23 protein-coding genes and 1 riboswitch are annotated in these 25,105 nt (G+C 68.5%); of the genes, 10 read left to right on the top strand and 13 right to left on the bottom strand.

Annotation, left to right across the window (positions count from 1 at the left end; genetic code table 11):
- Positions 1-119: 119 nt before the first annotated feature.
- Positions 120-1,943: a DNA helicase RecQ gene (recQ, locus tag CAL29_RS25515; protein WP_094855720.1), complete on the top strand. Its 1,824-nt coding sequence runs from the start codon at positions 120-122 to the stop codon at positions 1,941-1,943.
- Positions 1,944-1,991: 48 nt separating this feature from the next.
- Here the strand turns inward: recQ and ruvB are convergent, their stop codons facing one another.
- Positions 1,992-3,059, bottom strand: a complete 1,068-nt coding sequence (gene ruvB, locus CAL29_RS25510) for a Holliday junction branch migration DNA helicase RuvB (RefSeq protein ID WP_094855719.1) — start codon at positions 3,057-3,059, stop codon at positions 1,992-1,994.
- Between the two features lie 200 nt (positions 3,060-3,259).
- On the opposite strand from ruvB, the gene CAL29_RS25505 reads away from it, so the two are divergent.
- Positions 3,260-4,228, top strand: a complete 969-nt coding sequence (locus CAL29_RS25505; protein WP_094855718.1) for a threo-3-hydroxy-L-aspartate ammonia-lyase — start codon at positions 3,260-3,262, stop codon at positions 4,226-4,228.
- Between the two features lie 64 nt (positions 4,229-4,292).
- Positions 4,293-5,225: a complex I NDUFA9 subunit family protein gene (locus tag CAL29_RS25500; RefSeq protein ID WP_094855717.1), complete on the top strand. Its 933-nt coding sequence runs from the start codon at positions 4,293-4,295 to the stop codon at positions 5,223-5,225.
- A gap of 74 nt (positions 5,226-5,299) precedes the next feature.
- On the opposite strand, the gene ruvA is transcribed toward CAL29_RS25500, so the two are convergent.
- The 3 genes from ruvA to CAL29_RS25485 all read right to left on the bottom strand — a co-directional run bounded on the left by ruvA (position 5,300) and on the right by CAL29_RS25485 (position 8,092).
- Complete coding sequence (gene ruvA / locus CAL29_RS25495; protein ID WP_094855716.1) at positions 5,300-5,872, bottom strand: Holliday junction branch migration protein RuvA; 573 nt, start codon at positions 5,870-5,872, stop codon at positions 5,300-5,302.
- 121 nt (positions 5,873-5,993) lie between these two features.
- Complete coding sequence (locus CAL29_RS25490) at positions 5,994-7,679, bottom strand: ATP-binding protein (RefSeq protein ID WP_094855715.1); 1,686 nt, start codon at positions 7,677-7,679, stop codon at positions 5,994-5,996.
- The gene (locus CAL29_RS25485) at positions 7,676-8,092 is read right to left on the bottom strand and encodes a serine/threonine-protein phosphatase (RefSeq protein ID WP_256977872.1); all 417 of its coding nucleotides are present in this window, start codon (positions 8,090-8,092) and stop codon (positions 7,676-7,678) included. Before CAL29_RS25485 ends, CAL29_RS25490 begins: the two co-directional genes overlap by 4 nt.
- A gap of 124 nt (positions 8,093-8,216) precedes the next feature.
- Here CAL29_RS25485 and CAL29_RS25480 point away from each other — a divergent pair, with 124 nt between their 5' ends.
- A complete protein-coding gene (locus CAL29_RS25480; RefSeq protein WP_094856907.1) occupies positions 8,217-9,491 on the top strand; it encodes an RNA-guided endonuclease InsQ/TnpB family protein in 1,275 nt (424 codons plus the stop codon).
- A gap of 109 nt (positions 9,492-9,600) precedes the next feature.
- Here the strand turns inward: CAL29_RS25480 and ruvC are convergent, their stop codons facing one another.
- The 5 genes from ruvC to CAL29_RS25455 form a co-directional block, all read right to left on the bottom strand.
- The gene (gene ruvC, locus CAL29_RS25475) at positions 9,601-10,146 is read right to left on the bottom strand and encodes a crossover junction endodeoxyribonuclease RuvC (RefSeq protein WP_094855713.1); all 546 of its coding nucleotides are present in this window, start codon (positions 10,144-10,146) and stop codon (positions 9,601-9,603) included.
- Complete coding sequence (purH, locus tag CAL29_RS25470; protein ID WP_094855712.1) at positions 10,146-11,735, bottom strand: bifunctional phosphoribosylaminoimidazolecarboxamide formyltransferase/IMP cyclohydrolase; 1,590 nt, start codon at positions 11,733-11,735, stop codon at positions 10,146-10,148. The genes ruvC and purH overlap by 1 nt, the downstream gene beginning before the upstream one ends.
- Before the next feature lie 61 nt (positions 11,736-11,796).
- Entirely contained in the window at positions 11,797-12,036 is a 240-nt protein-coding gene (locus tag CAL29_RS25465) for a helix-turn-helix domain-containing protein (RefSeq protein WP_088599925.1), read from the bottom strand.
- Between the two features lie 47 nt (positions 12,037-12,083).
- Positions 12,084-13,109 (bottom strand): tRNA dihydrouridine synthase DusB, encoded by a 1,026-nt coding sequence (gene dusB, locus CAL29_RS25460; RefSeq protein ID WP_094855711.1) that lies wholly within the window; start codon positions 13,107-13,109, stop codon positions 12,084-12,086.
- Between the two features lie 159 nt (positions 13,110-13,268).
- Positions 13,269-14,633 carry an FAD-dependent monooxygenase gene (locus tag CAL29_RS25455; protein WP_256977746.1) on the bottom strand — a complete coding sequence of 455 codons (1,365 nt, stop codon included), beginning with the start codon at positions 14,631-14,633 and terminating at the stop codon, positions 13,269-13,271.
- A gap of 32 nt (positions 14,634-14,665) precedes the next feature.
- Here CAL29_RS25455 and CAL29_RS25450 point away from each other — a divergent pair, with 32 nt between their 5' ends.
- Positions 14,666-15,121, top strand: a complete 456-nt coding sequence (locus tag CAL29_RS25450) for a hypothetical protein (protein WP_373559810.1) — start codon at positions 14,666-14,668, stop codon at positions 15,119-15,121.
- A 91-nt stretch (positions 15,122-15,212) separates the two neighbouring features.
- On the opposite strand, the gene CAL29_RS25445 is transcribed toward CAL29_RS25450, so the two are convergent.
- Complete coding sequence (locus CAL29_RS25445; RefSeq protein ID WP_094855710.1) at positions 15,213-16,568, bottom strand: aminopeptidase P N-terminal domain-containing protein; 1,356 nt, start codon at positions 16,566-16,568, stop codon at positions 15,213-15,215.
- A 129-nt stretch (positions 16,569-16,697) separates the two neighbouring features.
- A riboswitch (yybP-ykoY riboswitch) is annotated at positions 16,698-16,824 on the top strand.
- Between the two features lie 95 nt (positions 16,825-16,919).
- On the opposite strand from CAL29_RS25445, the gene CAL29_RS25440 reads away from it, so the two are divergent.
- The 4 genes from CAL29_RS25440 (at position 16,920) to CAL29_RS25425 (ending at position 21,039) form a co-directional block, all read left to right on the top strand.
- Entirely contained in the window at positions 16,920-17,930 is a 1,011-nt protein-coding gene (locus CAL29_RS25440) for a sodium:calcium antiporter (protein WP_094855709.1), read from the top strand.
- A gap of 585 nt (positions 17,931-18,515) precedes the next feature.
- A complete protein-coding gene (locus CAL29_RS25435) occupies positions 18,516-18,851 on the top strand; it encodes a hypothetical protein (protein ID WP_094856904.1) in 336 nt (111 codons plus the stop codon).
- 91 nt (positions 18,852-18,942) lie between these two features.
- A complete protein-coding gene (locus CAL29_RS25430; RefSeq protein WP_373559836.1) occupies positions 18,943-20,049 on the top strand; it encodes a porin in 1,107 nt (368 codons plus the stop codon).
- 120 nt (positions 20,050-20,169) lie between these two features.
- Positions 20,170-21,039: a cytochrome c oxidase assembly protein gene (locus CAL29_RS25425; RefSeq protein ID WP_094855707.1), complete on the top strand. Its 870-nt coding sequence runs from the start codon at positions 20,170-20,172 to the stop codon at positions 21,037-21,039.
- A gap of 63 nt (positions 21,040-21,102) precedes the next feature.
- On the opposite strand, the gene galU is transcribed toward CAL29_RS25425, so the two are convergent.
- Positions 21,103-21,948, bottom strand: a complete 846-nt coding sequence (galU, locus tag CAL29_RS25420; protein WP_094855706.1) for a UTP--glucose-1-phosphate uridylyltransferase GalU — start codon at positions 21,946-21,948, stop codon at positions 21,103-21,105.
- A 72-nt stretch (positions 21,949-22,020) separates the two neighbouring features.
- On the opposite strand from galU, the gene CAL29_RS25415 reads away from it, so the two are divergent.
- On the top strand, positions 22,021-23,538 hold the full coding sequence (locus tag CAL29_RS25415) for a beta-barrel assembly-enhancing protease (protein ID WP_094855705.1): 1,518 nt from the start codon (positions 22,021-22,023) through the stop codon (positions 23,536-23,538).
- A 10-nt stretch (positions 23,539-23,548) separates the two neighbouring features.
- Here the strand turns inward: CAL29_RS25415 and CAL29_RS25410 are convergent, their stop codons facing one another.
- Positions 23,549-24,649, bottom strand: a complete 1,101-nt coding sequence (locus CAL29_RS25410) for a YheT family hydrolase (protein ID WP_094855704.1) — start codon at positions 24,647-24,649, stop codon at positions 23,549-23,551.
- Positions 24,650-24,665: 16 nt separating this feature from the next.
- The gene (locus CAL29_RS25405; RefSeq protein ID WP_094855703.1) at positions 24,666-25,088 is read right to left on the bottom strand and encodes a YybH family protein; all 423 of its coding nucleotides are present in this window, start codon (positions 25,086-25,088) and stop codon (positions 24,666-24,668) included.
- Positions 25,089-25,105: the final 17 nt, after the last annotated feature.

The raw sequence follows: 25,105 nt of genomic DNA, 5'->3' as shown, positions 1-25,105 counted from the left end.
CCGCGGCGTGGGCGCCCCGGACTCCGCCGTCCCGGGGGGCGGATGTTTTTGCGTAACGCCGGAACCGCCGCCCCGCGCATCCATTAGAATGCCCCTCATGATGCTCCCGGCTTTTTCCCATGTCTGACCCGCGCGCCCTGGAAGTGCTGCGGCGCGTGTTCGGCTATGAATCGTTTCGCGGCGACCAGCAGGCCATCGTCGATCACGTGATCGGCGGCGGCGACGCGCTGGTGCTCATGCCCACCGGCGGCGGCAAGTCGCTCTGCTACCAGGTGCCTTCGCTGGTGCGCGCCGGCACCGGCGTGGTGGTCTCGCCGCTGATCGCGCTGATGCAGGACCAGGTCGACGCGCTGACCGAACTGGGCGTGCGCGCCGCCTTCCTGAACTCCACGCAGGACTGGCGCGAGGCGCGCGACGTCGAGCAGGCTTTCGTCAACGGCGAGCTGGACCTGCTCTACGTGGCGCCGGAGCGCTTGCTCACCGACCGCTGCCAGCAACTGCTCGATCGCGGCCGCATCGCGCTATTCGCCATCGACGAGGCGCACTGCGTTTCCCAGTGGGGCCACGATTTCCGCCCGGAATACATGGGGCTGTCGCTGCTGCACGAGCGCTGGCCCGACGTGCCGCGCATCGCGCTCACCGCCACCGCCACCGAGCACACGCGCGCCGAGATCGCCCAGCGCCTGAAGCTGGACGAGGCCGAGCATTTCGTCGCCAGCTTCGACCGTCCCAACATCCGCTACCGCATCGTCGAGAAGAACGAGGTGCGCAAGCAGTTGCTGGAATTCATCCGCGCCGAGCACATGGGCGATTCCGGCGTGGTCTATGCGCTGTCGCGCGCCCGCGTCGAGGAAACCGCGGAGTTCCTGTGCAACCAGGGCATCAACGCGCTGCCGTACCACGCCGGCCTCAGTCCCCAGGTCCGCGCCCAGAACCAGTCGCGTTTCCTGCGCGAGGACGGCATCGTCATGGTCGCCACCATCGCCTTCGGCATGGGCATCGACAAGCCCGACGTGCGTTTCGTCGCGCACATCGACCTGCCCAAGTCGGTGGAGGGCTACTACCAGGAAACCGGCCGCGCCGGCCGCGACGGCCTGCCCGCCTCGGCGTGGCTGGCCTATGGCTTGCAGGACGTGGTGCAGCAGCGCCGCATGATCGACGAGTCGCAGGGGGATGAGACCTTCAAGCGCCGCCTGGGCCAGCACCTGGACGCCATGCTGGGCCTGTGCGAGACCGTCGAGTGCCGGCGCGTGCGGCTGCTGAATTATTTCGGCCAGACCATCACCGCCTGCGGCAACTGCGATGTCTGCCTGGAGCCGCCCGAGGCCTGGGACGGCACGGTGGCGGCGCAGAAGGTGCTGTCCGCGGTCTATCGCCTGGCCAAGGAGCGCGGCCAGCGCTACGGCGCCGGCCACATCATCGATATCCTGCGCGGCAAGTCGACCGAGCGCGTGGCGCAATACGGGCACGATACGCTGTCGGTGTTCGGCGTCGGCGCGGACTTGTCGGAATCGGCCTGGCGCGGCGTGCTGCGGCAATTGCTGGCCAAGGGGCTGCTGCAGGTCGACCACGACGGCTACGGCACGCTGGCCCTGACCGAAGGCAGCCGCGCGGTGCTCAAGGGCGAATACCAGTTGATGCTGCGGCGCGAGTCGGCCAAGGCGGCGCGTGCCGCGCGCGGCACGCGCGCCAAGCCGCAGGCCGTGGAGCTGCCGGCCGCCGCCCAGGCCCTGTTCGAGGACCTGCGCACCTGGCGCGGCGAGGTGGCGCGCGAGCATGGCGTGCCGGCCTACGTCATCTTCCATGACGCCACCCTGCGCGAAATCGCCTTGTCGGAGCCCGACTCGCTGGAGGCCCTGGGCCACATCAGCGGCGTGGGCGCGCGCAAGCTCGAAGCCTACGGCGAGGACATCCTGGAACGGGTGGCGGCGCACATCGGCTGACCGCCGGCAGCCGTGTCTGACGGCAGCCGTATCTGGCAGCCGTATCTTCTAGAAAAGATCGCCGGTCGCGGCGGTGGCGCCGGCGGGCGGCGTCAGGCCCAGGTGCCGCCAGGTGGTCTGCGTGGCCATGCGGCCGCGCGGGGTGCGTTGCAGGTAGCCGTGCTGGATCAGGTAGGGCTCGATCACGTCCTCGATGGTGTCGCGTTCCTCGCCGATCGCGGCGGCCAGGCTGTCGACGCCCACGGGGCCGCCGTCGAACTTGTGCACGATGGCCTCGAGCAATTTGCGGTCCATCAGGTCCAGGCCCTGCGGGTCGACCTCCAGCATCGACAGGGCGCTGCCCGCCACCGTGCCGTCGATGACGCCCTTGGCCTTCACCTCCGCATAGTCGCGCACGCGGCGCAGCAGGCGGTTGGCGATACGGGGGGTGCCGCGCGCGCGGCGCGCCACTTCGCTGGCGCCGTCGGCCGTGATGGTGGCCTGCAGCAAGGATGCGCTGCGCGTGACGATGTGGGCCAGGTCCTCGGCGTTGTAGAACTCCAGGCGCGACACGATGCCGAAGCGGTCGCGCAGCGGATTGGTCAGCATGCCGGCGCGCGTGGTGGCGCCGACCAGGGTGAAGGGCTGCAGGTCCAGCTTGACGCTGCGCGCGGCCGGCCCTTCGCCGATCAGGATGTCGATCTGGAAATCCTCCAGCGCGGGGTAGAGGATTTCCTCGACCACCGGCGACAGGCGATGGATTTCGTCGATGAACAGGACGTCGTTCTTTTCCAGGTTGGTCAGCAGCGCCGCCAGGTCGCCCGGGCGTTCCAGCACCGGGCCCGAGGTCTGGCGCAACTGCACGCCCATTTCGTGCGCGATGATGTGGGCCAGCGTGGTCTTGCCCAGGCCGGGCGGGCCGAACAGGAGCACGTGGTCCAGCGCCTCGCCGCGCTGGCGGGCGGCGGCGATGAAGATTTCCAGTTGCTCGCGCGCCCGCGCCTGGCCGACATATTCCCGCAGGATCTTGGGACGCAGGGCGCGTTCGACCGACTCCTCGTTGGGCGAGACGGGCTGCGGCGCGACCAGGCGGGCGGCGTCGGGACGGGAGCTGAGGGAATCGGACTGGATGGCCATGGTTCGAGCAGGTGGAAAGCCGTCCAATCGTACCACCAGGGGGCGTTACCGGAGACGCCCCGGGTGGACTATCATGCCGTGTCCCCGCGCCGCCCGGCGGCCTTGCCGCCGCGGATTCCACGGGGCCCTTCCGCGCGTTGCCCGGCCGCCGCCGTCGCCGCCGGCGCGCATGCCGCCATTGTTCTTATCCAGGAATCGCCATGTCGACCGCTTTGCCCACCTATGATGACGTCGTTGCCGCCAGCGAGCGGCTCCAGGGAGTCGCCCACCGCACGCCGGTGCTGACGTCCTCCACCGCGGACGCCATCGCCGGAGCCAAGCTGTTCTTCAAATGCGAGAACTACCAGCGCATGGGCGCCTTCAAGTTCCGCGGCGGCTACAACGCCATCGCCAGGCTGACGCCCGAGCAGCGCGCCAGGGGCGTGCTGACCTTCTCCTCCGGCAACCACGCCCAGGCGATCGCCCTGGCGTCCAGGCTGCAAGGCGTGAAGGCCACCATCATCATGCCGCTGGACGCGCCGGCGGCCAAGCGCGCCGCCACCGAGGGCTACGGCGGCACGGTCGTCACCTACGACCGCTACAAGGAAGACCGCGAGGCCGTGGCCCGGCGCATGCAGGCCGAGACCGGCGCGACCCTGATCCCGCCCTACGACCATGCCGACGTCATCGCCGGTCAGGGCACCGCCGCCAAGGAATTGTTCGAGGACGTGGGGCAACTGGACTACCTGTTCGTCTGCCTCGGCGGCGGCGGCCTGCTGTCCGGCTCCGCGCTGTCGGCGGCGGCCCTGAGCCCGTCCTGCCAGGTGTACGGCGTCGAGCCCGAGGCGGGCAACGACGGCCAGCAATCCCTGCGGGCGGGCAAGATCGTCGCGATCCAGCCGCCCAAGTCCATCGCCGACGGCGCCTTGACCCCCTTTCTGGGCGACTTGACGTTTCCCATTATCCAGGACAAGGTTAAGGACATCCTGACGGTCAGCGATGCCCAGTTGGTGTCGACCATGAAGTTCTTCGCCGAGCGCATGAAGATGGTCGTCGAGCCGACGGGCTGCCTGGGCGCCGCCGCGGTGCTGCAAAAGGTGCATCCCGTCGCCGCCGGCGCCCGCGTCGGCGTCATCATCAGCGGCGGCAACGTCGACCTGAAGGCCTACGGCGGCTACCTGGCGGGCTGAACGCGCCGTACGCCGGCCTTGCTGTCGTATGCTGTGCGGATTGGCGTACTCTGGCGGAGCAAAGATGCGTATCCTCATTCTGGGCGGTACAGGTTTCGTGGGCCGTCACCTGGCGGCGGCGCTGGCCAAGGCCGGGCACTCGGTGCGGGTTCCGACGCGCGGCTACGCGCACGGCCGCGACCTGCTGGTGCTGCCGACGGTCACGCTGTTCCAGGCCGACATCCACGACGACGCCACCCTGGACCGCCTGGTGGAGGGCTGCGACGCCGTGGTCAACCTGGTCGGCATCCTGCACGGCGATCGCGGCAAGCCTTACGGCGCCGCCTTCGCCCGCGCCCACGTCACCTTGCCGCAGCGCGTCGCCGCCAGTTGCCGCCGCCATGGCGTGCGGCGTTTCGTGCAGATGAGCGCGCTGGGCGCCGACAGCGCCGGGCCCAGCATGTACCTGCGTTCCAAGGGCGACGGCGAGGCCGCGGTGCGCCAGGCCTGGGCCGATGCCGCCGAACCCGCCTGGACGCTGGTGCGGCCGTCCATCATCTTCGGCGCCGACGATAACTTCACGAACCTGTTCGCGCGCCTGGCGCGCCGCTTTCCGGTGCTGCCGCTGGCCGGCGCCGAAGCGCGCGTGCAGCCGGTGCACGTGGCGGACGTGGCCGCCGCCATCGCGGCCATGATCGCCAACCCGCACGCCGCGGGCAAGACCTACGAGCTGGCCGGTCCGCAGGTCTACACGCTGGGCGAAGTCGCGGGCCTGTGCGCGCGCTGGAGCGGCCATCCGCGCCTCGTGTGCCGGGTGCCGGACGGCCTGGGGCGCCTGCAGGCGGGCCTGCTGGCCATGCTGCCCGGAACGCCGCTGATGACGCCCGACAACCTCGACAGCCTGCGCGTGGACAATGTGGCGTCGGGCCCCATGGCGCCCGAACTGGGGGTGGTGCCGGCCTCGCTGGACGCCGTGGCGCCGGGCTATCTCGGCCGCCACGCGGGCGTGTATTTCTAGGGCGGTTTTCCCGTCCGGGCAGGGTAGTCCGGCAGCGAAGCGTATCCCTGCCAGCGCCGATTAACGAACCAGCATTAACGAACCAGCGCCTTCAACGCCAGCCGTATCCCTTCCGACACGTCCACGCCCGCCGGCAGGCCCTTGAGCGCGGACAGCGATTCCTTCTCCGAATAACCCAGCGCCAGCAAGGCGTTGAGCACGTCCGACTGGCTGTCCGGCGCCTGTTGCGGGCTCACGCCGATGTCGGCGCCCAGCTTGCCGCGCAATTCCAGCAGCAGGCGCTCGGCGGTCTTCTTGCCGATGCCCGGCACGCGCGTCAGCCGGCCCGATTCCTGCAGCGTGACGGCCTGCGCGAGATCCGCCACCGACAGGCCCGACAGCACCGCCAGCGCGGTGCGGGCGCCGATGCCGCTGACCTTGATCAACTGGCGGAAGGCGGCGCGTTCGGCCGTGCTGGCGAAACCGTACAGCAGGTGCGCGTCCTCGCGCACGGCCAGGTGGGTATGCAGGCTGACGCGCGCGCCCAGCTCGGGCAGCGCGTACAGCGTGCTCATGGGCACGTCGACCTCGTAGCCGACGCCGTTGACGTCGACGCAGATCGTCGGGGGTGTTTTTTCGACCAGGGTGCCGGTGAGTCTTCCGATCATGTTGCGGATAGCGTGCGAGTAGGGGAGGAGCGGCCGGCGGACGCGGGCCGCCGTCGTCAGGCGAGCATTCTACCGTTGCCGGCCGTGGATGGGCGGACGGGCGGATGCGCGGGGCGCGCGCTCAGTACTCCCGGATCATGTCTTCCAGCGCGTCGATGTCCGCCGGCTTGGTCAGATAGCGGTCGAAACCGGCTGCGCGGCCGCGCTGGCGCATGGCGTCGGAGGTATAGCCGGACAGCGCCACCAGCAGGCTGGCCGACGTCGCCGGCTGCGCGCGGATTTCCTGCGCCACCTGGAAGCCGTCGATGCCGGGCAGGCCGATATCGATGACCACCACGTTGGGCGAGAACAGTTCCGCGACCGCCACGCCGCGTTCGCCGGTGTGCGCTTCGGCCACCACGTGGCCGGCGTCCTCCAGCAGTTGGCGCAAGGTGTGCACCGCGTCGACGTTGTCGTCGATGAGCAGGATGCGCGAACCGGCTGCCGCGTGCTGCGGCGGCTGCGGCGCGGCCTGCGCCGGCTCCGGCCGCGCGGGCGGCGTCGCCGCGTCGCGCGCGAGCACCGGCATGTACACGGTGAAGCGGCTGCCCTTGCCCAGGCCCGCGCTCTGCACCTCGACGCTGCCGCCGTGCAACTGCAGCAGCCGTTTCACCAGCGTCAGCCCGATGCCCAGGCCGGTGTCCTGGCGCCCCAGGCTGGTGTCGGCCTGGGCGAACAGGTCGAACACGTGCGGCAGCATGGCGGCGTCGATGCCGATCCCGTTGTCCTCCACCGAGAGGGCGACCCGCGCGCCCTCGCGCGCCACCCGGACGGCGATGCGCCCGTGCTCGGGCGTGTAGCGCGCGGCGTTGTGCAGGAGGTTGCTGAGGATCTGGCGAAAGCGGATGGGATCGGCGCTGATCCAGATCGGTTCGGCGGGCGGCGTGTACTCCAGGACGTGATGCCTGGCGGTGATCGCGCCGTGCGTGGTCTCCAGCGCGTGATCGATGAGGTCCGTCAGCAGCACCGGCGCCCGCGCCAGCTCGATCTTGCCGCGCGTCACGCGCGACACGTCCAGCAGGTCGTTGACCAGGCGCGTCAGTTGCGCCGTCTGGCGCGCCACCAGGTCGCCGAGGCGCTGGAAATCGGCCTCGCTGGCGTTGCGCTTGCGCTTGAGCAGCTCCAGCGCGGTGCCGATCGCCGACAGCGGATTGCGCAACTCGTGCGCCAGCATGGCCAGGAATTCGTCCTTGCGCTCGTCGGCCTTTTCCAGCTCGGCCTGGCGCAGCCGCAGCTCCTCCAGCATGAGCAGCATCTCGCGGTTCTGCTGTTCCAGTTCCTCGACCGGCGTCTGCGATTTGCGGCGCGCCAGTTGTTCGACCAGCGGCGCGAGCGCGGCGCGGCTGATGACGGGCCGCGCATGGCCGCGCTGCATTTCCAGGGTGACGCGGGTGCCGCCGCCCGGCTCGGACGCGATATCGAAACGGTCCACCAGCCGCCGGCTGCCGGCGATGCCCAGCATGGTCCTGCCGTCGGCGCGCTGCCCGTTGGCCGGCAGGGCCGCCACGTCCATGCCCGGGCCGTCGTCGACGATGCGGACGATGAGGGCTTGCGGCGCGTGCTCGTCCTCGTCGCGGAAGAAGAACTCGATGCGGCCTTCGCCGGCATGCTGCACCACGTTGCGGGCGATTTCGGACACCGCCGTGACCAGGCGGGTGCGCTGCAGATTGTCCAGGCCGAAGACGTCGCCGACCTGGCGCGTGCGGTCGCGCACCCGGACCAGGGCCTGATCGTTCTCGATGCGCGCCGACAGCAATCTATGGATCATGCTTGTTCATCCTTCACGACCACGATGGTGGCATCGTCGTTGGTGCGGGAAAAATCGCGGTGTATGACGCCGGCGATCAGCGCCGGATGGCGCCGATGCAAGCCCGGGTGCGCGGCCAGGTTCCAGCGCGTGGACAGGCCGTCCGTGCTCAAAGCAAGGATCGAACCCGGGACCCAGGGATAGGATTGTTCTCGTATGGTGCGGACGCTGTAGCCCACCGTGCCGTCGGTCGAGGGCAGGCGGCGCAGCTCGTCCGGCGTGATCAACACCGTGGAAATATTACCGATGCCGGCGAATTCGAAACTGCCGAGGACGGGCCGGATGACCGCCACCGCCATCACCGCGCCGCGGGTCGATTTCAGTGCGGCATGGGCAGCGCGAACCTTGCGAAGATAGGCCGTAGGTCGTTCAATATCTCTGCGGTGAATACATTGAGGCGGCGCGGGTTACACAGACAAAATGAACCTGCATAAGGAATACGCAATGTCTGCCGCGACGAATGTTGTCGCTACTCATGGACCAAACCATGCTGTGCCTGTGCAACGCCTCCAAGCCTTCAAATACGAACTGCGTCCCAACGGTCAGCAAGCGAGCCAGATGCGCCGCTTCGCTGGCGCGTGCCGGTTCGTGTTCAACAGGGCGCTGGCGCTGCAAAAAGCCAACTACGAAGCGGGCGGCAAATTCATCGGCTATGTGGCGATGGCAAGGCACCTGACGGCTTGGCGCAATGGAACCGAAACCCCGTGGCTCAAGGATGCGCCTGTGCATCCGTTGCAACATGCGCTCAAGGACCTGGAGCGGGGGTACAAGAATTTCTTTGCCCGGCGGGCAGCCTTTCCATGCTTCAAGAAGAAAGGCCTCAGGGAGAGCTTTCGCTATCCCGACGCCAAGCAATTCAAACTCGACGAGACCAATCACCGAATCTTCCTGCCCAAGCTGGGCTGGATGCGCTTGCGTTTGTCCCGGGCGGTTCTGGGCAAGCCCTGCAATGCTACGGTGAGCCGATCGGGCGGCAAATGGTTTGTGAGCATTCAGACAGAGCGCGAAATGGTGCAAGCTGTGCCGCGGGCCACATCGGCCATCGGCATCGATATGGGTGTTACTCACTTAGCTACGTTCTCGGACGGTACGTTTCTGGAACCGCTGGCGAGCTTCAAACAGCACGAAATCCGCCTGCGCCGCTACCAGCGAGCCATGAGCCGAAAACAGAAGTTCAGCAAGAACTGGCACAAAGCCAAAAGGAAGGTTCGATCTATACACACGCGGATTGCCAACTGCCGCAAAGATTACCTGCACAAGGCCACGACCACGATCAGCCAAAACCACGCGATGGTGTGCATCGAGGACTTGCAGGTTAAGAACATGTCCAGATCGGCCGCCGGCACGGCAGAGGCTCCGGGCAGGAACGTCAAGGCCAAATCGGGACTGAACAAAGCCATCCTGGCTCAGGGCTGGTTCGAGTTCAGGCGGCAACTGGAATACAAACTGGCCTGGAATGGCGGGATACTCATTGCCGTGCCGCCGCAAAACACCAGCCGAACCTGCCCATGTTGCGGCCATGTATCGGCGGACAACCGCAAGACGCAATCGCAGTTCAAGTGCGTGCAATGCGGTCACGAAGCCAATGCCGATGAGGTCGGCGCCATCAATGTTTTAAGGGCGGGACACGCCCGGCTAGCCTGTGGAGAGGATGTCAGCCACGCAAAGCCTGCAAAGGCCATGCGTGCAGCCTCGGTAAAGCAGGAACCCACCGAAGCGGCTTGTTCGGGCGCGATGCCTGCAATGAGCGCCGTAGGAATCCTCCGTCTTTAGACGTGGGAGGATGTCAACAGGCCCTTGCTGTTCGATTCCGCAACCTGTAGTTCTATCCACGCCGTGGGGGAGGGGCTTGTTCGTTGTATGCGCGCGCCGGCGGGACACTTCAGATCGTCAGCCGGCCGCCGCGCAACCGCGCGCGGCTGCCTTTGCTTTTCTTGCTCATCAATAAGAGACGGTCGGCCAGCGGGCCGACGTGGGCGTGCGAAATGGCGCAGGCCAGCGCGTCGGCGGAGTCGGGCGCGGGCAGGCCGTCGAGCGACAGCAGGTGCCGCACCATCGCCTGCACCTGTTCCTTGGCCGCGCGGCCGGTGCCCACCACCGATTTCTTGATCTGCAAGGCGGTGTACTCGTGCACGTCCAGGCCGCAGTCCGCCAGCGCGCACAGCGCCGCCCCGCGCGCCTGCCCCAGCAGCAGGGTGGAGGTGGGATTGGTATTGAGAAAGACGATTTCCAGCGCGGCCACGTCGGGCCGCGTGTCCCGCACGACCTCGCGCAGGTTGTCGAGGATGACCTTCAGGCGCTGCGCCAGCGCGGCCGCCGGCGGCACGACGATGGTGCCGCTGGCGACATAGCGCAGGCGCGCGCCGTCGGTGTCGATGACGCCGAAGCCGGTGCGGCGCAGGCCGGGATCGACACCGAGGATGCGCATCAGTGGCGGAAGTGACGCATGCCGGTCAGCACCATGGCGATGCCATGCTCGTCCGCGGCGGCGATCACTTCGTCGTCGCGCACGCTGCCGCCGGGCTGGATGACGCAGCCGGCGCCCGCCGCCACGACCACGTCCAGGCCGTCGCGGAACGGGAAGAAGGCGTCCGACGCCACGGCCGAACCCCGCAGCGACAGGCCGGCGTTCTCGGCCTTGATCGAGGCGATGCGCGCGGAATCGATGCGGCTCATCTGGCCGGCGCCGACGCCCAGCGTCATGCCGTCGGCGCAGAACACGATGGCGTTGGACTTGACGTACTTGGCCACCTTCCAGGCGAACAGCAGATCCTTCAGTTGCTGTTCCGTGGGCTGCTTCCTGGTGACGACCTTCAGGTCCGCCTCGGTCAGGCTGCCCGTGTCGGGCGACTGCACCAGCCAGCCGCCGCCCACGCGCTTGACGTCGAAGGCGTTCTGGCCGACGCCGGTCGGCACTTCCAGCACGCGCACGTTCTTCTTCTTGGCCAGCAGCGCGAGGGCCGCGCCGTCGTAGGCGGGGGCCAGCAGCACTTCCAGGAATTGCTCGCTGACGGCTTCCGCCGTGGCGAGATCGACCGGACGGTTGAAGGCGATGATGCCGCCGAAGGCCGACGTGGGGTCGGTCTTGAAGGCTTGCCGGTAGGCGTCCAGCGCATGCCCCGCCACGGCCACGCCGCAGGGATTGGCATGCTTGACGATGACGCAGGCGGCGCTGTCGAAGCTGCGCACGCATTCCCAGGCGGCATCGGCGTCGGCGATGTTGTTGTAGGACAGCTCCTTGCCCTGCAATTGGCGGTAGTTGCCCAGCAGGCCGGCCTGGCGCTGCGGGTCGACGTAGAAGGCCGCCGACTGGTGCGGGTTCTCGCCGTAGCGCAGGGCCTGTTCCTGCTTGACCTGGATGGTCAGGGTGTCGGGCCATTCCTTGCGCGCCGGCGTGGCGTCCTGGGCCGGCGCGGCGTCGGCCAGGCTGCTCAGGTAGGCGGCGATGGCGCCGTCGTAGGCGGCGGTGTGGGCGTAGACCTTGGTCGCCAGGTTCAGGCGCAGGGGGTAGGAAGTGGCGCCCGTGGCGTCCAGTTCGGCCAGCACGCGCGGGTAATCGGCGGGGTCGATCACCACCGTCACGCCGCCGGCCTCGGTGCCGTGGTTCTTGGCGGCCGCGCGCAGCATCGCCGGGCCGCCGATGTCGATGTTCTCCACCGCGTCGGCGAAGGTGCAGTCGGGCTTGGCCACCGTTTCGCGGAAGGGGTAGAGGTTGACCACCAGCATGTCGATGCGGTCGATGCCGTGCGCGGCGATGGTGTCCAGGTGCTCCGCGCTGTCGCGGCGCGCCAGCAGGCCGCCGTGGATCTTCGGATGGAGCGTCTTGACGCGGCCGTCGAGGATTTCCGGCGAGCCGGTGTGGGCTGCCACTTCGGTCACGGCCAGGCCGGCTTCGGCCAGCAGCTTCGCCGTGCCTCCCGTGGACAGCAGGCGCACGCCGCGCGTGGCGAGGGCGCGGGCGAATTCAACAATACCGGTCTTGTCGGAGACCGAGAGCAGGGCGGTTTCGATTTTCATGGGCGGGCGGGACGCGCGGCGGGCCGCGGCGGATCCGTTTCAGGGATGGGTGGAAAGCGGTTCAGACCTGGATGTTATGCGCAAGCAGCTTCTTGCGCAGCGTATTGCGGGTGATGCCCAGCATTTCCGATGCGCGCGACTGGTTGCCGCCCGCGCGTTCCAGCGCGACTTCGAGGACCGGGCGTTCAACGCAGCGCATCACCATTTCCCACATGTCGTGGGGCTCGGAATCGCCGAGGTCTTCGAAGTAGCGCTCCAGGCTGGCGCGTACGCATTCTTCCAGGACATCTTTTTTACTCATCATGCACAACTTTTTTTGTTTATGTGAAACGGCGGGATAAGGTTCGATCACGCCGCCAGCAAGGTTTGCTCGCCGAGGGTTTCGGCGGGCCGCGCATCGCAGGCGAAACGATCGAACCAGTCGGCCACGGCGCTTGCCTGCGCGCCGGTGCCGTCGATCTGGTTCATGTGAGCGCGGAAGGCGTCGGCGCCAGGCAGGCCGTCGACGTACCATCCGATGTGCTTGCGCGCCGTGCGCACGCCGGTGTGCTCCCCGTAGAACCGGTAGTGGTCGTCCAGGTGTTCCAGCAGCAGGTCGCGCATTTCGCCGTAGGTCGGGGGCGGCAGTTTATCGCCCGTACGCAGATAGTAGTCAATCTCACGGAAAATCCACGGCTTGCCCTGCGCCGCGCGGCCGACCATGACGGCATCGGCGCCAGTGTAGTCGAGAACGTGCCGCGCCTTCTCCGGGCTGTCGATGTCGCCATTGGCGACCACCGGGATATCGATGGCAGCCTTGACTTCCCGGATGGTGTCGTATTCGGCCTGGCCGGTGTACATGTCGGCGCGGGTGCGGCCGTGCAGGGTCAGGGCGGCGATGCCACTGTCCCGGGCCAGGCGGGCGATGCGCAGGGCATTGCGGTGCTCGCGGTCCCAGCCGGTGCGGGTCTTCAGCGTCACCGGCACGTCCAGCGGACGGCAGGCCTGCACCACCGCGTCGAGGATGCGGGCGATGAGGTCTTCATGGCGCAGCAGGGCCGAGCCGGACGCCAGGTTGCACACCTTCTTGACCGGACAGCCCATGTTGATATCGATGATGCGCGCGCCCTTGGCGGCGTTGAAAACGGCGGCCTCGGCCATCATGGCGGGATCCGCGCCGGCGATCTGCACCGCCACGGGAGCGATCTCGCCCTCGTGGTTCAGGCGGCGCGAGGTCTTGACACTGTCCCACAGGCGCGGGTTGCTGGCGGCCATTTCCGAGACGGCATAGCCCGCCCCCAGCCGCTTGCACAATTGGCGGAATGGCCGGTCCGTCACGCCCGCCATGGGCGCGACCAGCACATTGTTGGGGAGAGTCCAGGAGCCGATACGCATGGGCGGGGATTTTAACCGCGCCGATCCGACCCCGGATTGCACGGTATCCAGGGGCAGGAAAACCGCCCCTGCGCGGGCCTCTCATCGGCGCCTCGTCGGGCCCTTCATTGGCCCTTCGTTGACCCTTCACCGGGCCTTCATTGTTCCTTCATCGGGCCCTCAGGCGCGCAGGCCCTGGAGCAGGTGCCGCGCCAGCGGCGTCCGCAGCGGTTGTAACAAGTCCAGGCTCAGCAGCGCCAGGCCGCCGGCGTGTTCGAGCGGCGCCAGGCCGGTGGCGAAGGCGCGCGGCATGAGGTCGGTCAGCCCGGCCGTCAGCCAGCGATCGTCGCGCCGGGCGCGGGCGAAGCCGGCCAGCGCCTCCGTGGGCGGCGCGGCAGGCCGCTCCAGCCAGGGCGCCAGCGACTGGGCCAGCCGGGCCGCGTCGCGCAGTCCCAGGTTCAGCCCCTGGCCGGCCACCGGATGCAGGGTCTGCGCGGCGTTGCCCACGGCCACGGCGCGGCCGTTCACCAGGGCGCGCCGGGCACTGAGGAACAGCGGGAAGACGTGGCGCGGCGCCACGCAGGCGAGGGCGCCCAGGCGGTCGCCGAAGGCTTCCGTCAGCGCCGCGGAGAACGCCGCCTGGTCCAGCGCGGCCAGGGCCTGGGCGCGTTCCGGCGCGCAGCACCAGACCACGGCGTAGGTCCCGGGCGCGGCGGGATGGGGCAGCAGGGCCAGCGGGCCCTCGCGGGTGAAGCGCTCGAAGGCCCAGCCGTCGCGCGGCAGCGAGGCGCGCACGGTGGCCAGCACCGCATGCTGGCCATATTCGCGGCGGATGTCGTTGGCGCCGGCGCCGTCCGATTGCACCGCCACGCCGCAGCGCAGGGTGGCGCCGCCGGCGTCGGCCAGCGTGGCGCCGTCGGCGTCCTGGGCGGACAGGCGCGCGCCGGGCAGGGCGCGCACGGCGATGCCGGCCCGTTCGACCTGGCGCATCAGCGCGGCGTGCAGCGTGGCGTATGCCGTGACCGCGCCCAGCCGCGGCACGTCGAAGTCGCTGTCGCGGATCACGGTGCGGCCGAGCCGGCCGCGTTGGGACACGTGGATGGTGCGGATGTCGGCGGCTTCGCGCGGCCATGCGCCCAGCGATTCCAGCAGCACGTGGCTGCCGTGGTTCAGGGCGAGCACGCGGGCGTCGGCCTCCGGCGCCGCCGGCGCGGCGCTGGCCGGCAGGGCGGGAATCGCGGGCGCGGCGAGCGGCGCGCTGGCGGGCGCCGCGATGGGCGCGACCACCGAGCCCGGCGTGGGGCCGGTGGTCGCGCCCGGGGCCGGCGGCGTGGCCTGGGAGGAAGGCGACGAGGAAGGCGACGCAATGGGTGGGACAGGCGACACGCCTTGGGCGGCGGGCGACGCCGCTTGGGATGACGGCGCCGCGGCCCGCACCAGCAGGATGGAGGAAGGATCGGCGGCATGGCGCGCCAGCATCAGCGCCAGCGCGCAGCCCACCGGGCCGGCCCCCAGGATGGCGACGGAGAAATCGGGTTTGCTCATGTGGCGATTCTAGCGCCGCGGCTCTACACTCCATGCCCATGACCGACGAGATCGTCCTGCCCGCGCCCCTTCCCCGTTCGCGCACCAAGCTGCGCGCCGCGTCCCTGGCGCTGTGCCTGGGTTTCGTGGGCGCGCACTGGTGGTACGTGGGCCGGCGCGGCGCGGCCTGGGTGACGGCCTATGCGGTGGCCTGCCTCGTCGCCACCCGGCTGTTCCCGGTGTGGTACGACAATCCGGCCTTCTTCCTGCTCTTCATTCCCATGATCGACGGCTTCATCGAGAGCGTCGTGTTCTGCCTGCGCAGCGACGAGAAATTCGATCGCGACTACAACCCGGGCCTGCCGCCGTCATCGCGCACCGGTTGGCGCGAAGTGGCGCTGGCCATCGTCGCCACCCTGGTCGGCGCGGTCTGCTCCATGTTCGGCATCGCCATGGTGGTGGTGTACGTGTGGTCCGCCATGGGATGGCTGGACGGCTACGTGCTGTAGTGCCGTAGTGCTGTAGTCGGCGCCGTCGGTCGCGATGCCTGCGCCAGCGCGGCGGCATTGGCGCGGCGGCGTGGCGGCGCGCGGTCCCCGCTCACTCCCGCATCAGCGCCTCGATTTCCCCGGCATGCACCGGCACGCCGCGCGTGATCAGTTCGCAGCCCTCGTCCGTCACCAGCGCATCGTCTTCGGTGCGGATGCCGATATCCCAGAAGGCCTCCGGCACGTCGGCGGCGCCGCGCACGTAGATGCCGGGCTCGACGGTGAGGATCATGCCTCGCTCCAGCGTGCGCCAGGGGCGGTCGCCCGCGTCGTCCGGGGCGCCCGACTCGCCCGACTCGCGATAGTCGCCGACGTCGTGCACGTCCAGGCCCAGCCAGTGGCCGGTGCGGTGCATGTAGAAGCGGGTGTAGGCCTTGGACTCCAGCACCCCGTCCAGCGACCCTTGCAGCAGGCCTTCGTCGATCATGCCCTGCGCCAGCACGCGCACGGCGGCCTCGTGGCCGTCGTTGAAGCTGGCGCCCGGCCGGATGGCGGCGCACGCGGCGTCCTGCGCCGCCACCGTCAGGTCGTAGAGCGTGCGCTGCGGCCCGCTGTAGCGGCCGTTGACGGGAAAGGTGCGGGTGATGTCCGCGGCATAGCCGTCGTACTCGCAGCCGGCGTCGATCAGCAGCAACTGCCCGTCGCGCAGGACGGCGTCGCCGGCGGGGTAGTGCAGGGTGCAGGCGTTGGCGCCGGCGGCGACGATGCTGTTGTAGGCCACCGATTGCGCGCCGTGGCGGCGGAATTCGTGCAGCAGCTCGGCCTCGATCTCGTATTCGTGCATGCCGGGGCGCACGTGGCGCATGGCGCGCGCATGGGCGCCGGCGGAGATCCGCGCGGCGCGCCGCATCAGGGCGATTTCGGCCGGGTCCTTGATCAGCCGCATATCGGCCAGCCGCGGCCGCGGATCGATCTGGCGCCTGGGCGGCTGGTGCTGCCCGCGCGCCTGTTGGCGCGCCGTTTCCAGGGCGCGCGACAGCCGTTCGCCCACGGCCCCGCCGGCTTGCAGCGGCGCGAACAGCGTGGGCTGGTTCAGCAGCAGGGACGGCAGGAGTTCATCGAGGCGTTCGACGGCGTGCGCCTCGTCGAAGCCGAAACGCGCCGCGGCGGCCTCGGGGCCGAAGCGGTGGCCGGTCCAGGTTTCCTGTTCTTCGTGGCGTTCGCGGCAGAACAGGATGCTGGCCTCGCGCTCGCCGGCCAGCAACACCAGCCACGCCTCGGGCTCGGTGAAGCCGGTCAGGTAGAAAAAGTCGCTGTCGAAGCGATAGGGGAATTCCGAGTCGCGGCTGCGCGTCGTTTCCGGCGCGGTCGCCAGCACGGCGATGCCGCCGCCCTGCGAGCGCATGTAGTCCCGCAGGCGCTGGCGCCGTTCGATATGGGGCGTGAGATCGACGGGAGGTAGGCTCATGTCGTGGGCGCGCGAGGACGCGAAAAAAAGGGAGTGGGGTAACTTTATCTGCTTTTTTTGCCGCCGGGCTACCCCAGGGCAAAACGGGAAATTTCCCCCGACTCGTCATCCCGTGCTGATACAATCCGCGCCGTGTTCATTGGGGAGTAGCCATCCTTGCCCCAAGGAGTTTGCGTCAACACGCTTGGCGGTCCATGACCCCATGGCGCAAACGGCAGCCATCCGCCGCGGGATTTTCCCCGTTCGCGGGCGGCCCAGCCAGGCGAGACCTTTGGCCACGACGCGCTACCCAGCCGGGCGAGCCGCGTCGTCGCGCCTTGGGTAATCCGCTCGTCCGGCTGTCGTCATTCCATGTTGTCCACCTTGCTGCTGTTCTGCGCGTCCGCCGCGATCATCTACCTGGCCTGCGAATATTTCGTCAACGGCGTCGAATGGGTCGGGCAGCGCCTGAACCTGGGCGCGACCGCCGTCGGCACCGTGCTGGCGGCCTTCGGCACGGCCTTGCCCGAAAGCGCGGTGACTTTCATGGCCGTGGCCTTCGGCGGCACGCCGGACCACAAGGACATCGGCGTGGGCGCCGTCATGGGCGGCCCGCTGGTGCTGGCCACGGTCGCCTACGCGGTGGTGGGACTGGGATTGATAAGGCAGCGCCGGCGCCAGCCCGCCGCCGAATGCGTGACCTGTATGAACGCGGACCAGCGCAAGCTGGCCCGCGACCAGGGCTGGTTCATGGGGATCTTCGTCTTCAAGCTGGCGCTCGGGCTGGTCGCGTTCGCCTGGAAGCCCTGGCTGGGCCTGGCTTTCCTGGCGGCCTACGGCCTGTACGTGCGGCGCGAACTGCTGGCCGAGGACGATCGCGCCGAAGCCGGCGACCTGGAGCCGCTCAAGCTGCGGCCGCGCGACGCCGAGCCCACCATGGGCTGGGCCTGCCTGCAGACCGTGCTGGCCCTGGCGGCGATCGCCGGCGCGTCGCGCGTCTTCGTGGCCCAGATCGAGGATATCGGCCTGATGCTGGGCCTGACGCCCCACGTGGCCGCCTTGCTGCTGGCGCCCGTGGCGACCGAACTGCCGGAAATCATGAATGCGCTGATCTGGGTGCGGCAGGGCAAGGAAAGGCTGGCGCTGGCCAACATCTCCGGCGCCATGATGATCCAGGCCACCATCCCCAGCGCCATGGGCATCATGATGACGCCGTGGCTGCTGGACGACACGCTGATGGCGGCCGGCCTGGTCACCATGCTGTCGATCGGCCTGCTGTGGCTGCGCTTCCGCCGCGAGACCATGAACCTGCGGGCGCTGTCGGCGGTGGGCGGCCTGTACGCGCTGTTCGCCGGCTACGTGGGTTGGCACCTGCACGCCTGAGCGGCCCGGCAGGTCCGGATGCTCCCGCCTGTCCCGGCTTCCGGATATGCCCCCCGGACGATCCCGCGCCGGATGAGCCGAAGGTCATGGGCTGGAGCTCCACTGCCAGCGACCAGGCGCGCGGGCGTCGGGCAGGGGTCAGCCATATGACATGTCATCTGTCGCAGGCGCTTGTTTTCCCACGCTTTTGTCCCGCAACAGCCTTGTTCCTAGGGACAAACCCGAGTAAACTGATGGCTTCTTCATATCCAGGGGTTGCTACGTGAATACCGATTCCGGCGACAGTAACAGTCGACCTAGTGTCGGCGTCGCTGCCTGACAGGGTTTACGCAGATTCACCTCTGCCGCGCCCTGTTTTGCAGGGTGCGGTGTCCAAATGTCGTATGCGGGGCCGCGCGCAAATGAATGCGCGTGCCGTCTGTGCCAACCAACGCTTTCCCGTAACGATTTCCTCCGCGCCATTCCGCCTGAGTTTCCGCCTTGCCCGCCCGCGGGTCCCGCATGTCTTGCGCGTGCGCGACGCCTCCAGGCTGGCCAGGCTGGTTTTTGACGTATGCCATCCCGCTCGTGCGAGAGGAGGTCATCATGCGTATATTCGACTTGTTTCTTCGGCGCGCCGGTGTAGATCGTCCGGCCACGCTGGCCGGACGGCGCGCGAGTTCGAGGTTGACCGTGGTCTGTGCGCGCGAGGCGCTGGGCGCCGTGCGCAAGCAGATCTGCCTGGACTTCAAGGCGGCCGGCCTGAACGTCGCCCAGATGCAGGTGGATCAGGGGCACGACCAGGCCCTGGCTTCGGCCTGCATTACCGTGAATTGCCCGGCGGACATGCGCGGGGTGCTCATGTCGCAGGCCCGGCAGTTGAGAGACAATCCGGCGATTTGTTCCGTACGTTTCGGAGATCAACGCCGCGCCGCCGCATGACGAGACAATGCATGCCGGCGCCGAACACGGAGCCGCCGAATTGTCCAAAGCCACCTCGTTGAAGCTGTTCAAGCAAAAGTCCGCCCGCTATATCGCTCCGTTTTCCTACGGAGCGGTTTTTTTTGCGCTTTTTTTTACCCACACGCAAGCCCGGGCCGGCACGGACGAAGGGCCCGGGGTGACGATGTACGGCATCGTCGACCTGGGCGTGGGCACGACCCACGTATCGGGAAGCGGCACGCGCAACGGCCTGGTCAACGGCGGGGAAACGGATTCCGTCTGGGGCCTGCGCGGCCGGGAAGACCTGGGCGGCGGCTGGCGCGCGCTGTTCGGCCTGGAGAGTGGATTCAACCCCAGTAACGGCCAGGTCGACGACCAGGACGGCCGCCTGTTCAACTACCAGTCCTGGGTAGGCCTGGCCCAGGACGGATACGGACGCCTCACCTTCGGCCGCCAGTACACCATCGGACAGTCCTTCGGCAACGAACTGGAACAGGCCGGCTGGAAGGAGATGGGCCTGGGCGCCACGTTCAAGGCCTCGGACAATTTCCAGTTCGACAATATGGTGAACTACGTGTCGCCCTCCTTCGCCGGCTGGACGCTGGGCCTGGGCTATTCCTTCGACGCCGCCAGGCCGGGCGGCTTCGCCACCGGCGCCAACAACCGCGCCGCCAGCGCGGGGCTCAAGTATGAACAGGGGCCATGGCTGGCCGTGGCCACTTGGGACGAGATGCGGCTGGGCAGCGCCGTCGCCACGCGGGCGCGGCCGCGCGCGGTGCAACTGGGGCTGGCCTATGACTTCGAGGTCGCCAAGGTGGCGCTGGGCTGGTCGCGGCAGAGCAACGGCTACGTCGGCCTGGACGGCGGCGACCCGGATGCGCTGGGCGTGGCGGCGGGGCCGCGTGCCTTCGTCGACGGCGGCCACGCGGATGCCTGGTTCGTGGGCCTGACCGTGCCGGTGGGCGCGGACAGCATCGTGCTGCAATGGTCGCCGGCGCGGCCGTCGTGGACGTGGGACGACGGCCGGCGCGCGCGCAGCGCCCAGTTGGGCACGCTGGGCTATATCCATGTGCTGTCGCCGCGCACCAGCCTGTACGGTTTCGTCGGCTACGCCTCGCGCTACACGCTGGACAACCAGTTCGATCCGCAGGGGTCGCACACCACCCGCGTGGCGGTGGGCATGCAGCATCGTTTCTGAGCCCCGGGCGCACGGTCTACAATCGACCGGCAGCGGGCCGCGTCGTGCGGCCCCTGGGCGGCGCGGCCTGGTCCTGTCAGGCATGGACGGCCGTTCGCCCACCGCTCGGCAAGGATCTTCATGGAATTGCTGGACTGGCTGGTGCCCTGGGAGTTTTCCCCCACGTTGGTGGCGCTGTTCCTGGCCGCCGCGGTGCTGTTCGTGCGCGGCGGGCGGGCGCACCGCGTCAGCGGCGCGCGCAAGGCGTTGTTCTGGACCGGCTGGGTGCTGCTTTACCTGTCCCTGCACACGCGGCTGGACTACTACGCCGAGCGCATGTTCTTCATTCACCGCGCCCAGCACCTGGTGCTGCATCACCTGGGGCCGCTGCTGCTGATGGGCGCCTATCCGGGATCGGCCATGCGCGCCGGGCTGCCGCTGGCCTGGCGCGCGGCCTTGCGCCGGTTCAATGCGGGGAACGCGGGGCGCCTGCTGATCGCCGTTCTCACCAACAAGTATTTCATTCCCGCGCTGTTCGTCTTCCTGGTGCTGGTCTGGCTGCTGCCGACGGTGCAGTTCTATTCCATGCTGGACTGGCGTCTCTATCGCCTGATGAACTGGTCCGTGGTGATCAGCGGCTTCCTCTACTGGAATCTGGTGCTGGATCGCCGGCCCGCGCCGCCGGCGGCGATGTCGCCGGGCGGACGCGTGCTTTCTCCCGTTTTCACCATGGCGCCGCAAATGGTGGCGGGCGCCTACATCGCCCTGACCAGCCGGGATCTCTATCCCCTGTTCGAACTCTGCGGCCGCGCCATCGCCATGCCGGCCCTGATGGACCAGAGCATAGGCGGCCTGACCATGTGGATCCCGGCCGCGCTGGTCGAGGTCGTCGGCCTGTTGATTGCGCTGGGCACCCTGATGCGCCTGTCGGGCAAGCATCGCCTGCCGGAGCGCAGGCGGCGGCCGGCGCCTGCGGCGGGGAAAAAGACAACGCGCCCGGCGGGCGCGTGATCATGGGCCGGCCGGCCCTGGCATGACGATGTTCCGCGGCGGCTGCCGCGGAACCGCCGCGCTTCATTCTTCGTCGGGCGTCAGGTCGTGGTACTTGCGGCCCAGCGCCACGGTGGCCTGGAACATGCCGGACTTGTTGCCGCAATCGTAGCGGATGCCTTCGTAGCGATGCGCGAACACCGCGCGCTCGCGCATCAGCGAGGCGATGCCGTCGGTCAACTGGATCTCGTTGCCGGCGCCCATCTTGGTCGAGCGCAGGTGATCGAAGATTTCCGCTTCCAGCACGTAGCGGCCGACCACGGCGAGGGTCGACGGCGCATCGGCCGGCTCGGGCTTTTCGACGATGTGGTTGACCCGCTCTGTGCGGTCGTCCACGCGCGTGGCGGCCACGATGCCGTACTTCTTGGTCTCTTCGCGGGGCACGTCCTGCACGCCCAGCACGCTGCCGTCGTACTTGATGGCGGTGTTGACCAGTTGCTTGAGCACGGGGGTGTCGGCGTCGATCAAGTCATCGGCCAGCACCACGACGAAGGGCTCGTTGCCCACGGCCGGGGCCGCGGTGAGCACGGCGTGGCCCAGGCCCAGCGGCGCCGATTGGCGGATGTAGATGCAGTTCACGCCGGCCGGCAGAATGCCGCGCACCATGTTCAGCAGCTCTACCTTGCCCTTTTTCTCCAGGTCGGATTCCAGTTCCGGCGCGGAATCGAAGTGGTCTTCGATGGCGCGCTTGTTTCGCCCCGTCACAAAAATCAGGTCGGTGATACCCGCTGCGACAGCCTCTTCGACGGCGTATTGAATCAGCGGCTTGTCGACGACCGGGAGCATTTCCTTGGGCATGGCCTTGGTGGCTGGCAGGAAGCGGGTGCCCATCCCTGCGACGGGAAACACGGCTTTTCTGATAGGGCGCATTGGAACCTCGAAGTGATAATCGGATCTGTTAAAGGAAAGCGGTATATTGATCGGCTCGACTATGATAATCGCATGAAACGCTGGGATAAGACATCGACCCCAAGTTGGGTATGCAAGCCGTTAATCCTGTTGCTTAGTGCATCAGTCGCCATGGGCGCCGTCACGGCCGTCCGGGCCCAGCCTGTCGGATTGCCGTCGATGGGCGCCGCCTCGAGCGCCGATCTTTCTCCCTACGTGGAAAGACAGTTGGGCCAGGCCATCATGGCGGAAGGCCGGCGCGATCCCACCTACATCAACGATCCCGAGCTGAACCAGTACCTGACCGCGCTGGGGCGCAAGCTCGTGCAGTATTCGCCGGGCGCCGTCCCGGACATCGAGCTGTTCGGCGTGCGCGATCCCGAGATCAATGCATTTGCCATGCCTGGCGGTTTCATCGGCGTGAACACCGGCCTGATCGTCGCCACCGACAGCGAATCCGAACTGGCCGCCGTGCTGGGCCATGAAATCGGCCACGTCGTCCAACGCCACATCGCGCGCGGCATGACCCAGCAGAGCCAGAACGGCGCCATTGCGCTGGCCTCCTTGGCCGGCGCGCTGCTCGCGGCGCTGGCGGGCGGCGGCGGCAACCTGGCGATGGGGGTGGCCGCGTTCGGCCAGGCGGCCGCCATCGACCGGCAATTGGGCTTCTCGCGGGACGCGGAACGCGAGGCGGACCGCGCCGGTTTCCAGATGCTGACCGGCGCCGGCTTCGATCCGGCCGGCATGTCGCGCATGTTCGCCCGCTTGATGAACGCCTCGCGCCTGAACGAAGGCACGGGCGGCGGCGCGTGGGCGTCGACCCACCCCTTGTCCATCGATCGCATGTCCGATATCCAGAACCGGGTGCGCAGCATGCCGGCCGTGCATCACGTGGATAGCGACGATTATTGGTATCTGCGCGCCAAGATGCGCGTGGTGCAGGGCAAGGACGCGATCAGCCTGCGCACCGCGTCGCAGCAGTTGCAGGACGAATCGCGCACCCTGACGGGGCTGCGCCAGTCGGCGGCGTTCTATGGCCTGGCCTACGGCGAGCTGCAGCGCGGCAACCTGACCGCCGCGGCCAGGAACCTGGATCAGGCCAGCGCCGACGGCCGCTCGTCGCCCGAACTGGCGAAGCTGGCCATCGACCTGGCCGTCGCGCAGAAGGACGTGCCGCGCGCGCTGGCGCTGGCCGAGGCCGCCTGGAAGAAATATCCGGACCGCTACGCCATCGGCATGGCGTACGTGCAGGCCTTGCAGAAGGCCGGCCGCCATGACCAGGCCGAGGCCTTCCTGCGCGAGCGCATCAAGCAATGGGGCGTCGACGAGCCGACCTTCCACCAGATGCTGGCGCAAAGCGAGGAGAGCACCGGCGACCGCGTCGGCGCGCGCCGCGAAATGGCGCGCTACTACGTGGCCATCGGCGCCTTGCCCGCGGCCGAGGCGCAACTGCGCCAGGCGCGCGACATCTCCCGCGATTTCTACGAACAGTCGCAGATCGACGTCCAGATCAAGGAAGTCCGCGACAGCCTGGAAGAACAGCGCCGCCTCTTGCAGCGCTTCAAGGGCTGATTCGCGGGGCCTACATCCCCGTTTCGAAGAAGCGGCCCAGGCGCTGCGGCAGCCAGCCCAGGTGTCCCGGAAACGCGCCGGTCGGAAAACCGGCGTGTCCGCCCGTGGCCGGCTGGTGCAGCAGCACGGAGGCCGAGCAGTCCGCCGGTCCCGGCAAGGCCGGCTCGGGGAAGAAGGGATCGTTGCGCGCGTTCAGCACCAGCGTCGGCACCGCGATGCTGGACAGCCAGGGCTTGCTGGAGGCCCGCGTCCAGTAATCCAGGGCGTTGCGGAAGCCATGCATGGGCGCGGTGTAGGCGTCGTCGAAGTCGCGCAGGTCGCGCGCATGGGCGATGCGCATGACGTCGATGGAGCCCGGGAAGCGCCGCGCCTTCTCCAGCACCTTGCGCTTCATGGTGCGCAGGAAATAGGCGCTGTAGATGCGGCGGTTGATGAAGCCCTTCGACAGGCAGTTGCCGCCGGCCACCAGGTCCAGCGGCACCGAAATGCCGGCGCACGCGGCCAGCCACTCGACCTGCTTCTGCTGTTCGCCGATGTACTTCAGCAGGGCATTGCCGCCCAGCGACACGCCGGCGGCATGCCAGCGCGCATAGGGCACGCGGGCGCGCACGCTGTTGAGCATGAAGCCGACCTCGTCCGAATCGCCGGAGTAATACGCCCGCGCGAGCCGGTTGGGCACGCCCGAGCAGCCGCGGAAATGGGCGATGGCGACGATCCAGCCGCGCGCGCGGAAGTGGTGCGAGATCGACTGGGCGTAGCGGCTCATGCTGCCGCCTTCCAGGCCGTGGAACAGCACCAGGGCCGGCGTGCCCGGCGTCTGCGGCAGCGACGCCCAGTCCGCGTCGGTGACCCAGCGGGCCGCGGCCGTGGGCACGCTGGCGACCGCGGGGGTGACGATGCCGCCCTGGTTGTCGGGCGCCTTGTGGGGAAACAGCCCGGGTCCCGTCCAGTCGAAATCGACGAAGTCGCCGTCGGGCGTCTCCACGCGCTCGCGCACGAAGGCGATGCGGTGGTACTGCGCCAGCGTGGCGGCGTAAATGGTCTGGCTGTGCCCGTCGGGCAGCCAGGCGGGCACGGGGCAGGGCGTGGTGTCCAGGCGAGCGTTGGCCAATGGCGGGTCCGTTCGTCTAGTGCAGCATGTCCGGGACGTCGTGCAGATCGAGCACGCCGGCCTCGGCGGGCGCCGGCGAGGCGTGGTGCATGACCATGCGCCAGCCGGTGGGGCCCTTGTGGTAGATGTTCGTCACGTAGCAGTTGGCGAACGATGCCTGGGGATGGTCGGACGTGGCGATCTGCTCGATCAGCACGTGCACGGCGCTCATCATGCTCATCAGGACCAGCGGCCGCATGGGGTGCAGGCGCAGCGGCCCGGAGGACAGGATCTGCTGCCAGGATTCCTGCACGGCGCTGTGGCCGACCACGCGCAAGCCGCCGGGATGGATGCAGACGATTTCCTCATCGTCGGCCCATACCTGCATCAGGCGTACGGGATCGGCCTGTTCCAGGGCTTCGTAGAAGGCGTGTTCGGCTTCGTCGGGCGTGGCGAACATGAGCTATCCAAAACAAT

The sequence above is a fragment of the Bordetella genomosp. 10 genome (assembly GCF_002261225.1).
In the GTDB taxonomy this organism is placed as follows: Bacteria; Pseudomonadota; Gammaproteobacteria; order Burkholderiales; family Burkholderiaceae_B; genus Bordetella_C.
This window is presented reverse-complemented; position numbering and strand designations above follow the sequence as displayed.

Bases quoted from the DNA above. Each gene is read 5' to 3' on its own strand.
- galU (WP_094855706.1), bottom strand. From the start codon at position 21,948: ATGCGCCCTATCAGAAAAGCCGTGTTTCCCGTCGCAGGGATGGGCACC.
- CAL29_RS25500 (WP_094855717.1), top strand. From the start codon at position 4,293: ATGCGTATCCTCATTCTGGGCGGTACAGGTTTCGTGGGCCGTCACCTG.
- CAL29_RS25455 (WP_256977746.1), bottom strand. From the start codon at position 14,633: ATGAGCAAACCCGATTTCTCCGTCGCCATCCTGGGGGCCGGCCCGGTG.
- CAL29_RS25440 (WP_094855709.1), top strand. From the start codon at position 16,920: ATGTTGTCCACCTTGCTGCTGTTCTGCGCGTCCGCCGCGATCATCTAC.
- ruvA (WP_094855716.1), bottom strand. From the start codon at position 5,872: ATGATCGGAAGACTCACCGGCACCCTGGTCGAAAAAACACCCCCGACG.
- purH (WP_094855712.1), bottom strand. From the start codon at position 11,735: ATGAAAATCGAAACCGCCCTGCTCTCGGTCTCCGACAAGACCGGTATT.
- dusB (WP_094855711.1), bottom strand. From the start codon at position 13,109: ATGCGTATCGGCTCCTGGACTCTCCCCAACAATGTGCTGGTCGCGCCC.
- ruvB (WP_094855719.1), bottom strand. From the start codon at position 3,059: ATGGCCATCCAGTCCGATTCCCTCAGCTCCCGTCCCGACGCCGCCCGC.
- CAL29_RS25465 (WP_088599925.1), bottom strand. From the start codon at position 12,036: ATGAGTAAAAAAGATGTCCTGGAAGAATGCGTACGCGCCAGCCTGGAG.
- CAL29_RS25405 (WP_094855703.1), bottom strand. From the start codon at position 25,088: ATGTTCGCCACGCCCGACGAAGCCGAACACGCCTTCTACGAAGCCCTG.
- CAL29_RS25435 (WP_094856904.1), top strand. From the start codon at position 18,516: ATGCGTATATTCGACTTGTTTCTTCGGCGCGCCGGTGTAGATCGTCCG.
- CAL29_RS25425 (WP_094855707.1), top strand. From the start codon at position 20,170: ATGGAATTGCTGGACTGGCTGGTGCCCTGGGAGTTTTCCCCCACGTTG.
- CAL29_RS25450 (WP_373559810.1), top strand. From the start codon at position 14,666: ATGCCCATGACCGACGAGATCGTCCTGCCCGCGCCCCTTCCCCGTTCG.
- recQ (WP_094855720.1), top strand. From the start codon at position 120: ATGTCTGACCCGCGCGCCCTGGAAGTGCTGCGGCGCGTGTTCGGCTAT.
- CAL29_RS25445 (WP_094855710.1), bottom strand. From the start codon at position 16,568: ATGAGCCTACCTCCCGTCGATCTCACGCCCCATATCGAACGGCGCCAG.
- CAL29_RS25415 (WP_094855705.1), top strand. From the start codon at position 22,021: ATGAAACGCTGGGATAAGACATCGACCCCAAGTTGGGTATGCAAGCCG.
- CAL29_RS25505 (WP_094855718.1), top strand. From the start codon at position 3,260: ATGTCGACCGCTTTGCCCACCTATGATGACGTCGTTGCCGCCAGCGAG.
- CAL29_RS25490 (WP_094855715.1), bottom strand. From the start codon at position 7,679: ATGATCCATAGATTGCTGTCGGCGCGCATCGAGAACGATCAGGCCCTG.
- ruvC (WP_094855713.1), bottom strand. From the start codon at position 10,146: ATGCGCATCCTCGGTGTCGATCCCGGCCTGCGCCGCACCGGCTTCGGC.